13 protein-coding genes are annotated in these 12,860 nt (G+C 74.3%); 4 read left to right on the top strand and 9 right to left on the bottom strand.

The features are described from left to right. Positions 1–891: carbohydrate binding domain-containing protein (locus ACFWPT_RS00815; RefSeq protein WP_380478450.1), on the top strand; the 891-nt coding region annotated here is incomplete at its 5' end. A 160-nt stretch (positions 892–1,051) separates the two neighbouring features. Here ACFWPT_RS00815 and ACFWPT_RS00810 read toward each other — a convergent pair. The 6 genes from ACFWPT_RS00810 to ACFWPT_RS00785 form a co-directional block, all read right to left on the bottom strand. Beyond that, a complete protein-coding gene (locus ACFWPT_RS00810) occupies positions 1,052–2,344 on the bottom strand; it encodes a multidrug effflux MFS transporter (protein WP_380478448.1) in 1,293 nt (430 codons plus the stop codon). A gap of 281 nt (positions 2,345–2,625) precedes the next feature. Further along, positions 2,626–3,108 (bottom strand): hypothetical protein, encoded by a 483-nt coding sequence (locus tag ACFWPT_RS00805; RefSeq protein WP_063349900.1) that lies wholly within the window; start codon positions 3,106–3,108, stop codon positions 2,626–2,628. Between the two features lie 408 nt (positions 3,109–3,516). After that, complete coding sequence (locus ACFWPT_RS00800) at positions 3,517–4,407, bottom strand: alkaline phosphatase family protein (protein ID WP_363366936.1); 891 nt, start codon at positions 4,405–4,407, stop codon at positions 3,517–3,519. A 126-nt stretch (positions 4,408–4,533) separates the two neighbouring features. Continuing rightward, complete coding sequence (locus tag ACFWPT_RS00795) at positions 4,534–5,322, bottom strand: ATP-grasp domain-containing protein (RefSeq protein ID WP_363366934.1); 789 nt, start codon at positions 5,320–5,322, stop codon at positions 4,534–4,536. 161 nt (positions 5,323–5,483) lie between these two features. Further along, positions 5,484–5,864, bottom strand: a complete 381-nt coding sequence (locus ACFWPT_RS00790) for a hypothetical protein (RefSeq protein ID WP_063351514.1) — start codon at positions 5,862–5,864, stop codon at positions 5,484–5,486. Positions 5,865–5,927: 63 nt separating this feature from the next. Next, the gene (locus ACFWPT_RS00785) at positions 5,928–7,106 is read right to left on the bottom strand and encodes an acyl-CoA dehydrogenase family protein (protein WP_380369094.1); all 1,179 of its coding nucleotides are present in this window, start codon (positions 7,104–7,106) and stop codon (positions 5,928–5,930) included. 117 nt (positions 7,107–7,223) lie between these two features. Between ACFWPT_RS00785 and ACFWPT_RS00780 the strand changes: the two genes are divergently transcribed. After that, complete coding sequence (locus tag ACFWPT_RS00780; protein ID WP_380478445.1) at positions 7,224–7,763, top strand: GNAT family N-acetyltransferase; 540 nt, start codon at positions 7,224–7,226, stop codon at positions 7,761–7,763. A gap of 26 nt (positions 7,764–7,789) precedes the next feature. On the opposite strand, the gene ACFWPT_RS00775 is transcribed toward ACFWPT_RS00780, so the two are convergent. Together ACFWPT_RS00775 and ACFWPT_RS00770 are read right to left on the bottom strand one after the other, a co-directional pair. Beyond that, complete coding sequence (locus ACFWPT_RS00775) at positions 7,790–8,098, bottom strand: AzlD domain-containing protein (RefSeq protein WP_380478547.1); 309 nt, start codon at positions 8,096–8,098, stop codon at positions 7,790–7,792. After that, the gene (locus ACFWPT_RS00770) at positions 8,098–8,910 is read right to left on the bottom strand and encodes an AzlC family ABC transporter permease (protein ID WP_380478443.1); all 813 of its coding nucleotides are present in this window, start codon (positions 8,908–8,910) and stop codon (positions 8,098–8,100) included. The genes ACFWPT_RS00775 and ACFWPT_RS00770 overlap by 1 nt, the downstream gene beginning before the upstream one ends. Before the next feature lie 166 nt (positions 8,911–9,076). Between ACFWPT_RS00770 and ACFWPT_RS00765 the strand changes: the two genes are divergently transcribed. Continuing rightward, positions 9,077–9,658: a helix-turn-helix domain-containing protein gene (locus ACFWPT_RS00765; RefSeq protein WP_363367331.1), complete on the top strand. Its 582-nt coding sequence runs from the start codon at positions 9,077–9,079 to the stop codon at positions 9,656–9,658. Positions 9,659–9,679: 21 nt separating this feature from the next. Here ACFWPT_RS00765 and ACFWPT_RS00760 read toward each other — a convergent pair whose 3' ends face one another. Beyond that, positions 9,680–11,503, bottom strand: a complete 1,824-nt coding sequence (locus ACFWPT_RS00760; RefSeq protein ID WP_380369085.1) for a cholesterol oxidase substrate-binding domain-containing protein — start codon at positions 11,501–11,503, stop codon at positions 9,680–9,682. Positions 11,504–12,037: 534 nt separating this feature from the next. Here ACFWPT_RS00760 and ACFWPT_RS00755 point away from each other — a divergent pair. Next, positions 12,038–12,811, top strand: a complete 774-nt coding sequence (locus ACFWPT_RS00755) for a carbon-nitrogen hydrolase family protein (RefSeq protein WP_380478441.1) — start codon at positions 12,038–12,040, stop codon at positions 12,809–12,811. Positions 12,812–12,860 lie beyond the last annotated feature (49 nt).

The following is a 12,860-nucleotide window of genomic DNA, read 5'->3' as shown; positions in this document are numbered from 1 at the left end:
GTCAGCGGCGCCCCGGCCGGCGTCACCGCCACCGTCACCCCCGGCAGCGTCACCGCCGGCACCGGCGCCACCCTCAACATCGCCACCACCTCGGCGGTGGCGCCCGGGAGTTACCAGCTGACGGTCACCGGCAGCGCGGCCTCCGGCAGTCACACCGGCGTCTTCACCCTGAACGTCACGGGCACCCAGCCCGACAACGACTTCTCGGTCGCGGTGAACCCGAACTCCGGTACCGTGGCCGCCGGTTCGTCCACGTCCGCGGCCATCGCCACGGCGGTGACGGCGGGCTCGGCGCAGAACCTCAACCTGTCGGTCAGCGGCGCCCCGGCCGGCGTCACCGCCACCGTCACCCCCGGCAGCGTCACCGCCGGCACCGGCGCCACCCTCAACATCGCCACCACCTCGGCCGCCACGGCGGGCAGCTACCCGCTCACCGTGACCGCCACCGGGCCGTCCGGCACCCACACCGCCACGTACGCGCTGACCGTCACCGGGACGACCCCGCCGCCCACCGGCCTGGTCAACGGCGGTCTGGAGACCGGCAGCCTCGCCCCGTGGACCTGCCAGAGCGGCGGCGCCGTGGTCTCCACCCCGGTCCACTCCGGGTCCTACGCGCTCCAGGCGGCGGCGACCGCCGGCCAGACCGGCGAGTGCTCGCAGACCGTCACGCTGAAGGCCAACACCAGCTACACGCTGAGTGGTTGGGTGCAGGGCAACTACGCGTACCTCGGCGTCAGCGGTGACGCCACCGCCAGCTCCTGGACCAACGCCTCCGGCTGGACCAAGCTGACCGTCCCCTTCACCACCGGCGCCTCCGGCACCGTCACCGTGTACCTGCACGGCTGGTACGGCCAGGGCAACGTCTTCGGCGACGACTTCTCGATCGCCTGAGCTGCGCTTGACGGCTGATGGCTGACGGCTGACGGTCAACAGGGAACGGATAACAGATAACAGCTGACAGATTTCATTATCTGTCAGCTGTTATCTGTTTGTTGTTCGTTGTCCGCTGTTCGCTGTTCGCTGTTCGTCGCCGGCTGGCGGCCGTCCGCCGTCAGCTCCCCGCCACCACCTCGGCCTCCGCCGCCTTCGTCCGCCCGGGCCGGCACAGCGTCACGTACGCCGCCATCGCCAGCACTCCGCTCGCCAGGACGACCACCGCCAGCAGCACCGCCGACGGCCGGCCGCCGAGACTGCTCAGCGGCGCGACCACCGCCCCGCACAGGAAGTTGCCGGTGCCGAGCAGCGCCGACGCCGTCCCGGCCGCCCGCGGCTCGACCAGGCTGAGCGCCTGCGCGGCCGTGTTCGGCAGGACCACACCCATGCTGCCCATCATCACGAACAACGGCGGGCAGAACCCGACCAGCCCGAAGTCCCAGACCGCCGTCAGCAACACCAGCGCCACCCCGGCGACCACCGCCGTCGCCAGCCCGGCCAGCATCAGCCCCCGCGGAGCGAAGCGGCGCGCCAGTACCCGTCCGTTCAACTGCGTCATGACGACGATAGCCAGCGAGTTCGCCCCGAAGAGCAGGCTGTAGGTCTGCGGCGAGACCTGGTACACGTGCTGAAGCACCGTGGACGACCCGCTGATGTAGCCGAACAGCGCGCCGAAGGCGAAGGCGCTGGTCAGCGCCAGCCCGAGGAACGGCAGGTTGCGCAGCAACCGCCCCATCGTGCGCAGCGCCGCGCCCACCCCGCCGGTGCCCCGGGCCTGCGTCGGCAGCGTCTCGCGCAGCGCCCCGAAGGCGGCCAGGGTCAGGAGCAGCCCGAGCGCGGTCAGCGCGCCGAAGGTGCCGCGCCACGAGGTGAACCGCATCAGTTGCGCGCCGACGATCGGGGCGAGGATCGGCGCCAGCCCGGATATCAGCGCGATGGAGGCCAGGAACCGCAGCATCGCGACGCCCTGGAAGCGGTCCCGGGCGACGGCCCGGCCGATGACCAGCCCCGCGGATCCGGCCGCGCCCTGGATGAAGCGGGCGATGATCAGCACCGTCAGGCTCGGCGCGATCACGCACACCACGCTGGCCAGGGTGTAGAGGACGAGCCCCGCGAGCAGCGGCGGGCGGCGGCCGTAACGGTCGCTGAGCGGTCCGAAGAGCAACTGCCCGGCCGCGACCCCGAACATGGAGAAGGTGAGGGTGAGCTGGACGGCGGCCGGTTCGGCGACCAGGTCGTCGGCGATCTCGGGCAGCCCGGGCAGGTAGAGGTCGGTGGTGAGCGGGCCGAGCGCCACGAGGCCGCCCAGGACGGCGATGGTGGCCCGGCCGGAGCGGGACTGGCCGGTGGTGGGGGCGGCGGAGGGAGCGGTCGACGTGTCGCCGGCAGGGCCGACGGTCGGGCCGGGCATGGGGCTCCTCACGGAACGGGGGACGGGACGGGACGGGGGCGGGACGGGTTTGTCCACGCCCCGTCCTATCGCAGCCCAGGCCGTTTCCGACAGCGGGGGTCCTCCCTCTGGTCCACCGTCGGCCACCCCGGCGGCACTCGCGCACGACGACGGCCCGCCCGCACCTGTCGGTGCCCGGCGGGCCGATCGGAGCCTGTCGGCGTACTCGGAGCCTCACGGCGTGCGCGGTGCACGGCACCCGGCTCGGTGCACGACACCCGGCTCAGTACACGACACCCGGCTCAGTGCTTGGTGGGCCGCTCCGAGCGCAGGGCCGCCTGCACCGCCGCGCCGTCCTGCCACGCGTAGAGCTGGTTGCCGGTGAGCGTCACGTTGTAGTGCCCGCAGGTGCCACTGGCCTTGGCCGCGACGCCCTCGGGGAACCAGCCGGCCTTGAGCGACAGCGGCACCGAGTGCGCGGACTTGCCGGGCAGGCCGGTGCTGCAGCCGACGGGCAGCCGTCCTTCCGGAAGGGTGGCGCGCAGCAGGCGGTCGTCGCCGGTGGTGGACATCAGGTACTTCACCGAGGAGGCGTTGTCGGGCAGCCAGGTCGGCATCGAACGGCGCTCGGCCTTGGCCTGACTGCCGGTGTCGTAGGTGGCCTGCTCCTGGTGGCGTCCGTCGTACCAATCGGACACCCTCGGGCCGATTGCCACGGCGGCCACGGCGACGGCCATGCCGGTGCCCGCGACTCCCAGTGCGACCTTGCTCACGATGCCCTTCATGCCCGCCTGTCCTCTCCGTCTCCGGTTCCGGTCCGGTCGGCGAGGTCTGCCGTCCGGGTGTATCCATCGTGGCCCGTGCCGCGCCTCCGGAGCGTCACCACGAGGTCGCGATCTTGTCTCCATCCCACGGGGTACCGTCTCCACCTTCAGAGGTATGTCCAGCGACCCGGTCTCGGGGTTACACGGTGGGGCGCCCAGGCTGGCACACCGTCTTCAAGTGCCGCCCGGGCCTCGATCGAGCGTCACTCAGGCCGGTCTCCGGCGCAGCCCGGCCTGCTGCACCCGGATGCATCAGCGCGCCCCTGAGGCGTCGTCGGGCCCGGTGCCGGCAACGGTGCCGGCCGCTGGTCGGATCACTGGTCGGATCACTGGTCGGAGCACCGGCCGGACCGCCGATCAGAGCACCGGTCAGATCGGTACCGACACCGCCTCCGGCACCGGCCGGGCGACCGGGAAGGGCCGGCCGTCGAGGGTCCAGTGCGGGTCGATGGGGCGCAGCAGCGAGGCGTACACCTGGGCGGCGACGTCCGGGTGGCGGATCTCCCCGGTGGGCGGGCCGGCCGGGATGCCGTGCCCGGCGCAGGCGACCCAGGCCGTGCGCTCCTCGACGGTGCGGCCGCCGTGGCCGCCGGCGTCGACGTGGCCGTGGTCGGTGACGACGATGACGGTCCACTGCTCGTCGGCGTGGTCGGCACGGCCGCGGACGGCGTCGAGCAGTCGGCCGAGGCGTTCGTCGGCGGTGCGCATGGCCGCCCGGTACTCGTCGCCGCAGCCGAGGAAGTGGGCGGTCTCGTCGACGGCGCCGAGGTAGACGAAGGAGGCTTCCGGGTCGGCGGTGCCCAGGACGTGGACGGCCTCGCGGGTGACCTCCTCGTCGACGGCCTCCCAGGCTTCGGGGGTGTCCTCGGCCGGGGCGATGTACGAGAGCCGGCCGGGGGCGCGGAACAGCGGGCCGCCGGACTCGTTGATCATCAGCGGGTCCCAGCCGGCCGCGACGAAGGTGCGGCGGCGGTCGCCGCGGGCGAGCCGGGTGGCGAAGTCGGGGAACACGTCGAGCCGGTTGCCGCCGAGGTGGTTGCCCCAGACACCGTGCTTGGCGGGCTCGACGCCGGTGACGATGGTGGCCCAGCACGGCCCGGACATGGTGGGCGTGGTGTCCGCGACGGTCACCGGCACCAGGAACCCGGCCTCGGCGAGTTCCTGGAGGCGCGGCATCGGCACGTGCTCCAGGTAGTCGTGGCGGACGCCGTCGATCCCGACGACGAGCACCCGGGGGCGGGGCCACTGGGCAGCGGACATGGCGGGGTTCCTTTCGGTCGTACACATCCGGCCGCGCCCGCCGAGGGCGCCGCCGACCGCGCCATGCTCCACCTCCCGCCGTACCGCCCGGCGTCCACCCGCCGAACGCGGGGTGTCCGCCGGGTGTCAGGCGGCCGTACGGACGAATCGGCGGTCGGCCTGGGCGAGTTGGGAGACCGGTCCGGCGGCGCGCAGCACGACGTCCAGGACGCGGTCCGGGTCGGCGGCGTAGCAGTGCGCGAACCACGGCAGGTTCGCCTCGACGACGGCCCAGTGCTCGGCCGGGTCGTACGGGTCCGCGATCGGGCCGACATCCAGGGCGACGGCGCTGGGCAGGGTGTCGCCGACTGCCGCGAGCAGGCGCCGGGCGAAGGCGCCGGCCTCGGCGGTCAGCGGTGCCGGGTCGAGCCGGCCGAAGCGGGCGTAGCGGCTGCCGGTGAGCACCTCGCCGTCGCGGACGAACAGCCGGTACTCGGCGGCGAAGGTCACCGGCTCGCTGACCAGGACGGGCGTGTCGGGGCCGATCCGGTCGCCGGTGCGCGGCAGGCGGGTGCCGTCCGGGTAGACCGCGGGCGGGAGCGACTTGTCGGCGGGTGGCTTGACGAATGCCGGGCGGCGCAGCGTCCACGCCTCGGCGAGGGTGGTGAGCTCGATCCGGCGCCGGGTGAACTCCTCGGGCAGGCGGGTGAGCCAGTCGTCGTCGGGTTCGAGCAGGGCGAGGCCGAGCGGTCCGGCGATCCGGGCCGCGGAGAGCGGGCCGCCGTACCAGTGGACGGGCCGCCCCGCGAGGCGCTCGACCGTGGCCGGGCCGTCCAGGACGGCGGTGTCGAGGCCCCGCCGGGCGGCGGCCTGGGTGAGCAGCGCGGTGGTGCTGGTCCGCTGGGCGGAGCTGAGCAGCACGTGGTCCGTGCGCACCTCGCGCGCCGTCACTGCCGGGTGGGGCACGGTTGCGGGCGCCCCACCCGGGCCTTCCTCACCCGGGCGCGCACCAACCGGGCCCGGCGCGGCGGGGCGGACCTCACCCGGGCCCGGCGCGGCGGCGCGCCTCACGGCGGGGCCCGGCGCGGCGGGGCGCGTCACGGCTGGGGACGGAACTCGTGGACGACCTCGATGCGGCCGACGATGTTCCGGTTGAGCTCCGGCAACTCCTCAGCCGGGATCCAGAGTTCGAGGATCGTACGGCCGCCCGCCTGCCGCACCGGATAGCGGGCGAGGAAGGCGGTGTCGACCTCGAAGCGGGTGACGTAGCCGACGCCGGAGGCGGGGACGTTCCAGTCGCGGGCGATGCGGATCGCGTAGTCCTCGTTGAGGACGGGGTAGAAGATCGGCTGCTCGGGCAGCCGGGGCGGCCAGGCGCGCCGGCCGGACGCCTCGACCAGGGCCAGCTCCTCGGGGCCGGTGGGGCGCCAGAGGGTGGTGGTCGGGGCGGTGCCGGGCGTGGTGGGCTTGCTGTTCACGGTGGGCACGGTAGCCGGGCCGCGACAGTCCCGGCCACCGGAATTCCCGAGGTGGACGGCCCGTCAGTGGTAGGCGGACTCGCCCGTGATGGCCTCGCCCAGGATCAGGGTGTGGATCTCGCTGGTGCCCTCGTAGGTGAGCACCGACTCCAGGTTGTTGGCGTGCCGCAGCACCGGGTACTCGGTGGTGATGCCGTTGGCCCCGAGGACGGTCCGGGCGCTGCGGGCGATCTCCAGCGCCGTGCGGACGTTGTTGAGCTTGCCGAAACTGATGTGCGGCGGGCGGGCCGCGCCCTCCTCCTTGAGCCGGCCGATCCGCAGGGCGACCAGGTAGGCCTTCTCCACCTCCAGCATCATCTCGACGAGCTTGTGCTGGGTGAGCTGGAATCCGGCGATCGGGCGGTCGAACTGGATCCGGCTCTTCGCGTAGTCGAGGGCGGCGGTGTAGCAGTCGCGGGCGGCGCCGACGGTGCCCCAGAGGATGCCGTAGCGGGCCTCGTTGAGGGAGGAGAGCGGTCCGCGCAGGCCGGTGACGCCCGGCAGGACGGCGTCGGCGGGCAGCACCACCTCGTCGAAGGCGAGTTCGCTCGTGACGGAGGCGCGCAGGGAGAGCTTGCCGTGCACGTCGGTGGCGGTCAGGCCGCGCGCTCCGCGCTCGACCAGGAAGCCGCGCACGCCCTCCTCGGTCTGCGCCCAGACGACGGCGACGTCGGCGATGCTGCCGTTGGTGATCCACATCTTGCTGCCGGAGAGCACCCAGTCGCCGCCCTTGCGCACCGCGCGGGTCCGCATGTTCGCCGGGTCGGAGCCGAAGTCCGGCTCGGTGAGGGCGAAGCAGCCGATCAGCTCACCCGCGGCCATGCCGGGCAGCCAGCGCTGCTTCTGCTCCTCGGAACCGAAGGCGTGGATCGAACGCATCGCGAGCGAGCCCTGTACCGAGACGAAGCTGCGCAGCCCGGAGTCGGCCGCCTCCAGCTCCATGCAGGCGACCCCGTACGCCACCGCGCCGGCGCCCGCGCAGCCGTAGCCGTCGAGGTGCATGCCGAGCACGCCGAGGGCGCCGAGTTCGGGGGCGAGTTCGCGGGCCGGGAAGGCGCCGCGTTCGAACCAGTCGCCGATGTGCGGGCGGATCCGCTCCTCGGTGAACCTCCGGACGGTGTCGCGGATCAGCCGCTCCTCGTCGGAGAGCAGGTCGCCGACGGCGAGCAGGTCGGACGGGTCGATCCGGGTCGGCTTCGTCATCGAAGCTCCTTGTAGTGTCGGCGGGATATCGACGGGATCCCGTTCTCGGCGCAGTACCGGCGAGTATGGCGCAACCGCCCGGGCGGCGGGCGGGCGCGAGCGAGTGAGGAAGACGACATGGCGGGCGAGGCGTACGCGGTCGGTCAGGTGGCGGCGGAGGAGCTGGACGGCGCGGCGGAGGAACTGGCCGGGCTGCTGGTGGACACCGTCCACGGTGGCGGGTCGCTCGGCTTCCTCGCGCCGCTGGGGCGGGCCGAGGCCGTCGCGTGGTGGCGGGCGCTGGCCCCGGAGGTCGCGGCGGAGCGGCTGCTGCTGTGGACGGTCCGGGCGCAGGCCGACGGGCGGCTCGCCGGGACGATCCAGCTGCGCCCGGCGGCGCCCGCGAACGGGCGGCACCGGGGTGAGGTCGCCAAGCTGATGGTGCATCCGGCGGACCGGGGGCAGCGGCTGGCCGGGCGACTGCTGGCGGTGCTGGAGGAACGGGCGGCCGAGCTGGGGCTGCGGCTGCTGGTGCTGGACACCGAGACGGGCAGCCCGGCCGAGCGGCTGTACGAGGCGGCCGGGTGGACCCGGGTCGGTTCGGTGCCGGACTACGCGACCGACCCCTCGGGGGTCGCCCACCCGACGACGATCTTCTTCAAGGCGCTGGGCGGCTGACGGGCGCGCCGCTCACCCCACCCCGCTCACCCCACCCCGCACAGCCGCAGCAGCGCCGTCGTCGCCGCACCCGCGATCACCACCGCCGGAAACGGCGCCCGCCGCAGCGCGAGCACACCGGCGACCAGGACGCCGGCCGGACGGGCCCAACCGGCGAAGCCCTGGCCCTGGGTGAGGGCACCGGTGGCGACCAGGGCGACCAGCAGGACGGCCGCGGCGACGGCGAGCAGGTGCCGCACACGCTCCGAGAGGGCGAGCCGGTGGCCGAGGAGCGGCCCGGCAAGGCGGAAGGCGTACGTCCCGACGGCCAGCAGCAGCACGGCGTACAACGGCATCATCGGGCTTCCTCCCGCTCGATCACCGGGACGCCCGGTTCCTCGACCGACGCCCCATTCCGCGACTCCCGCGACTGCAGCGAGTTCTGCGACTCCCGCACCTCGCGCCCCTCTCGCACCTCGCGACCGTCACGCCCCTCGCGCGTCCCGGGCTGCCCGGCGAACAACAGCCCGACGAGGGCGAGCAGGACGGGCAGCCCCGCCGGGACGAACGGCGTGGCCGCGACCGCGACGACGGCGCCGGCCACGGCGGCGGTACGGACCCGGCGGTCCGCGAGCGAGGGCAGCACGAGCGCGAGCAGCACGGCGGGGAAGGCCGCGTCGAGGCCCAGCGCGTCCGTGTCCCCGATCAGCCCTCCGGCCAGGGCCCCGAGCACCACCGAGACGTTCCACACCACGAACAGCGCCAGCCCGCAGAGCCAGAACGCGGCCCGTCGCCGCCGCCCGTCGTCCTGCCGCAGGACGAACGCGGCGGTCTCGTCGGTGATCAGCTGCGCGCCGAACAGCCGCCGCCACCACGGGCCGTCGAGCACGTCGGCCACGGCGAAGCCGAAGGGCAGCAGTCGGGCGTTGAGCACCAGTCCGGTGGCGACGGCGGCGAGCGCACCGCCACCGGACAGCACCACGCCGACCGCCGCGAACTGGGAGCCGCCCGCGAAGACCAGGACGGAGAGCGCGACCGGCACCCACAGGGGCAGGCCGCCGGAGGCGCTGATCGCGCCGAAGGAGGCGCCGACGAGTGCGTCGGCGAGGCAGACGAGAGCTATGTCCCGAAGGGTGGCATGCTCCAGTGTTCGGAGTAGCGAACGCATGTCCACCAGCGTGAACCCATCGCCCGTCGTTCGTCAAGGCGAACGATTGGACCGACAGGGCGAACGACGGGCAGGTGCGGACAGCCGCCCTCACGAGTGGCAGCATGAACGGCACCAGCCGCACGGGGGCCGGAGAAGGAACCAGGAGAGAGCGTGAGTGGCAAGCATGAGTGACCGGACCACCCCGAGCGCGGGTTCCGGCGCGGATCTGATCGGCCTGATCTCCGTCTCCATCCGGCGCGAGCGCGAACGCGGCGGGCTGTCGATGGCGGAGCTGGCCCGGCGCGCGGGCATCGCCAAGTCGACGCTCTCCCAGCTGGAGTCGGGCGCGGGCAACCCGAGCGTGGAGACGCTCTGGGCCCTCGCCGTCGCGCTGAACGTGCCGTTCAGCCGCCTGGTCGACCCTCCGCGCCCGGCGGTCAAGGTGATCCGGGCCGGCGAGGGCCCGGTGACCCACTCCGAGCGCGCCGACTACGCGGCGACCGTGCTGTCCTCCTGTCCGCCGAACGCCCGGCGCGACATCTACCGGATCGAGGCGCAGCCGGGCGAGACCCGGGCCTCCGACCCGCACATGCCCGGCACCGTCGAGCACGTGCTGGTCGGCTCGGGCCGGGCGCTGGCCGGGCCGACGGAGGCCCCGGTCGAGCTGGGCCCGGGCGACTACGTGAGCTACCCGGGCGATGCCCCGCACGTCTTCCGCGCCCTGGCGCCGGACACCCTCGCGGTGATCGTCATGGAGCACATCTGACGATCCGTCAGATGTGCTCCACTACTTCAACAGCCCGTCCAGGAAGGGGTTTCCGAACACCCGGTGCGGGTCGTGCCGGTCCAGGACGGCGACCGCCTCGTCCCAGCCCGGCCCGCCGCCGTCGCGCAGGCTCGCGGGGATGACCCGACCGAGCAGGTCCGGGTCGGACCAGGCCGCGTCGGCGGTGTACGCCCAGCCCTTGGACCACTCGACCCGCAAGCCCGCCCGGGTGCCGTCGAAGGTGCGCAGCAGCCACTGCTCCAGGTCGCGGGCGAAGCGTTCCAGCCCCGGGGTGCCGGGGAAGGCCAGGACGTCGAGCCAGATCGCGGTGTCCCACTCCGGGCGGTCCGCCCGAGGACGCAGCGCGGACAGCAGCGGCGGCCGCGCGCCGGGGACGCCGGAGGAGGTCGGGTCGTCCACGCCGGTGACCCGGATCTCCACCGCGCCGTTCACCGGGAACTCCCCCCGGGCCTGGTAGTCGGCCAGCAACTTCCGGTAGTAGGCGGCGAATTCGCTGACCACCCACTGGAGGTCGGCACGCTTGGCGAGGACCGCGTAACCGTTGGCGGTGACCCGCAGGGTGGTGGGTCGGACGTACTGCAGCAGGCTGCGCGACGGGCCCCAGAGGTCGGAGCGCAGGCCACCGGCGAGCAGGTGGGTGATCAGGTCGCCGCTGAGCAGGTCGCGCAGCAGTCCGCCGGAGAGGAGGACGTCCGTGAGGTCACCGGTGAGCGCCACCTTGGCGATCAGGTACTGGAGTTGGCCGAACAGCGGGGCCGATCCCCAGGCGCCGGCGAGGATCTGGCCGGCGAGCCGGGCGACCGGTTCCGGAATGCTGTCCGAGAAGGGGTAGTTGTAGGGCTGGTCGACGGGCAGGGAGCCCAGCGGCTTGGCCGGGGCGACGCTCCAGGTCTTCAGCCAGGGGTACTCGGTGTAGGCGAACCAGATCGCCTCGACCCGGCCGTCGCGCTCGACGAAGTCGGCGAGGGTGCGCGGGCCGCCACCGCCGAGCAGGCCACCCAGGAGCCCGCCGCCCAGGATCCCACCGCCGCCTCCGGTGCCGGGGCGGGCGAACAGTTCACTGGCCGGGATGTCGAGACGGCTGACGCAGCGCAGCGGCCGGTCCGCGCCGGCCCGCAGCACGACCTCGGTGAGGAAGGCGCGGCCCAGGTGCACCAGGAAGGCGGCGCTGTCGGCCTCCGCGCGCTCGAAGGTGCGCAGCGTGTAGCGGCCGGTGGCCGGGTCGAGGACGACGGCGGTGAGCCGGACGACCTGGTTGCTGACCGAGCCGTAGCCGTGCCCCTCCGGCCGGAGTTCGTGGGCGGCGGGTACGGCGGTGCCGTGGCCGCCGATGGCGAGCACCCCGCCGACGGTGAGTTCGCCGGGTGCCGGGCACGCGGTCAGGCCGAGGCCCCGGCCGGCCAGGTGGGCGAGCAGGTCCTCCATGGTGGCGCCGGTCTGGACCCGGACGGTGGTCGGCGAGTCGGCGGTCATCGCGGTGAGGTGGCGGCTGGTGTCCACGAGCAGGACGCGGGCGCTGTCCGGGGTCCCGTTGGCGACGGTGAGCGGCGCCCAGGTGTGCCGGTAGCCGGTGGCGCGCAGGCGCCAGCCGTTGGCGTGCGCCCAGTCGGCGAGCGCCGGCACCTCCTCGGGCGTGCGGGGCGCGCAGGTCCACAGCTGGTCGGTGCGGATCTCGCCGGACCAGTTCTGGAAGACCCGCTGGTACAACTCGGTGCCGGCGGGCAGGCCGGGCGGCACCGGGGTGGCCGCCTCGGCGCTGTCCGGGCCGATGGTGCCGCGCAGCAGCCAGGCCGCGCCGCCCAGGGCGGCCGAGGCGCCGAGCATCTGCCGCCTGGTGAGGCCGCCGCCCCTGGCGTTTCCACGGCCCTTCCCGCGCCCGTTCCCCGCGTCCGCGTCCGCGTCCGGGGCCGTGTCCGCGTCCGGGGCCGTCCTCGGCTCCGTCCTCGGCTCCGTCCCCGGCTCCGTCCCCGGGTCCGTCCCCCCGCGGTCTTCCGTGCCCCCGGTCATGCCCCGCCCTGTCGTCGTCATGAGTCCGCCCCCACTAGCCGGTCACCCGCGCCGAGCGGCGGTGATGCCGCGCAGCGATGATGCCGAGCAGCGGCGATCCGGGTGGGGCCGGTGTGAATCCGGCCTGGGCAGGAGCGTACGAAGTGGCGTACGGCAGTTTGAAGCACTCCACGCAGCTATTCATCCATTCGGGTGATCATGTTCCGGGCCGCGGCCGCTCCGGGCGCGGCGCGGAGCGGTGCGTTCGTCCGCCCCGGGCGGCTCCGTCCCGGCTGCCACGCGAAACCCTTGTCCACCGCCCGGACCTGCGCATACGTTGATCTTTTCCACCTCGTGCCCGGAGACACCGCCATGCCCGCACCCCTGATCGCCGCCACCACCGCCACCGCCGCCCCCACTGCCACCGTCACCGTCACCGTGGCCGTCGCCCAGCCCGCCTGCGCCGACGCCGGCCGCCCGGACACCGTGGCCGTGAACGTCGAACGGCACGCGCAGACCGTACGGGAGGCCGCCGCGCGCCTGGTGGTGTTCCCCGAGCTGTCCCTGACCGGTTACGACCTGGCCGCACCCGCGCTCGGCCCGGCCGATCCGCGCCTCGCCCCGCTGGTCGCCGCCTGCGCCGCGACCGGCACGACCGCCCTGGTCGGCGCGCCGGTCACCGAGCCCGACGGGGGCGAGTCCATCGCCACCCTGGCCGTCACCGGTGAAGGCGCCGCCGTCGTGTGCCGGAAGACGCGGCTGCACGGCGCCGAGCACGACCGGTTCACCCCCGGCCACGGGCCCGCCGTCCTGGAACTGGACGGCCTGCGGTTCGGCCTCGCGATCTGCGCCGACGCCGCCGATCCCGCGCACGCCGAGGAGACCGCCGCGCTCGGCATCGACGCCTACGTCGCCTCCACCCTGTACGGCGCGGGGCCCGCGCAGGCCGCCCGCCGGGACGGGCACCTCCGCGACCGCGCCGCCACCCACGGGGTGTGGGCCGTGCTGGCCACTTCCGCCGGGGCGAGCGGCGAGCAGCCGCAGACCTCGGGCGGCTCCGGCTTCTGGGCGCCGGGCGGCGCCCTGGTCGCCCAGGCCGGCACCGCGCCGGGCGAACTGGTCCGCGCCGAACTGCCCCGGCGGTAACGACGGGCGCGGCCGGGCTGTCCCGGCGGTAACGACCGGACGCGACGGT

This window comes from Kitasatospora sp. NPDC058478, from assembly GCF_042720345.1.
In the GTDB taxonomy this organism is placed as follows: domain Bacteria; phylum Actinomycetota; class Actinomycetes; order Streptomycetales; family Streptomycetaceae; genus Kitasatospora.
The sequence above is the reverse complement of the archived record's forward strand: the minus strand, read 5'-3'. Positions and strand labels throughout refer to the sequence as shown.

What these genes read in the sequence shown, in the direction of transcription:
- ACFWPT_RS00765 (WP_363367331.1), top strand. Translation starts at nt 9,077, where the DNA reads ATGAGTGACCGGACCACCCCGAGCGCGGGTTCCGGCGCGGATCTGATC.
- ACFWPT_RS00805 (WP_063349900.1), bottom strand. Translation starts at nt 3,108, where the DNA reads ATGAAGGGCATCGTGAGCAAGGTCGCACTGGGAGTCGCGGGCACCGGC.
- ACFWPT_RS00760 (WP_380369085.1), bottom strand. Translation starts at nt 11,503, where the DNA reads ATGCTCGGCGCCTCGGCCGCCCTGGGCGGCGCGGCCTGGCTGCTGCGC.
- ACFWPT_RS00785 (WP_380369094.1), bottom strand. Translation starts at nt 7,106, where the DNA reads ATGACGAAGCCGACCCGGATCGACCCGTCCGACCTGCTCGCCGTCGGC.
- ACFWPT_RS00800 (WP_363366936.1), bottom strand. Translation starts at nt 4,407, where the DNA reads ATGTCCGCTGCCCAGTGGCCCCGCCCCCGGGTGCTCGTCGTCGGGATC.
- ACFWPT_RS00770 (WP_380478443.1), bottom strand. Translation starts at nt 8,910, where the DNA reads ATGCGTTCGCTACTCCGAACACTGGAGCATGCCACCCTTCGGGACATA.
- ACFWPT_RS00775 (WP_380478547.1), bottom strand. Translation starts at nt 8,098, where the DNA reads ATGCCGTTGTACGCCGTGCTGCTGCTGGCCGTCGGGACGTACGCCTTC.
- ACFWPT_RS00780 (WP_380478445.1), top strand. Translation starts at nt 7,224, where the DNA reads ATGGCGGGCGAGGCGTACGCGGTCGGTCAGGTGGCGGCGGAGGAGCTG.
- ACFWPT_RS00810 (WP_380478448.1), bottom strand. Translation starts at nt 2,344, where the DNA reads ATGCCCGGCCCGACCGTCGGCCCTGCCGGCGACACGTCGACCGCTCCC.
- ACFWPT_RS00755 (WP_380478441.1), top strand. Translation starts at nt 12,038, where the DNA reads ATGCCCGCACCCCTGATCGCCGCCACCACCGCCACCGCCGCCCCCACT.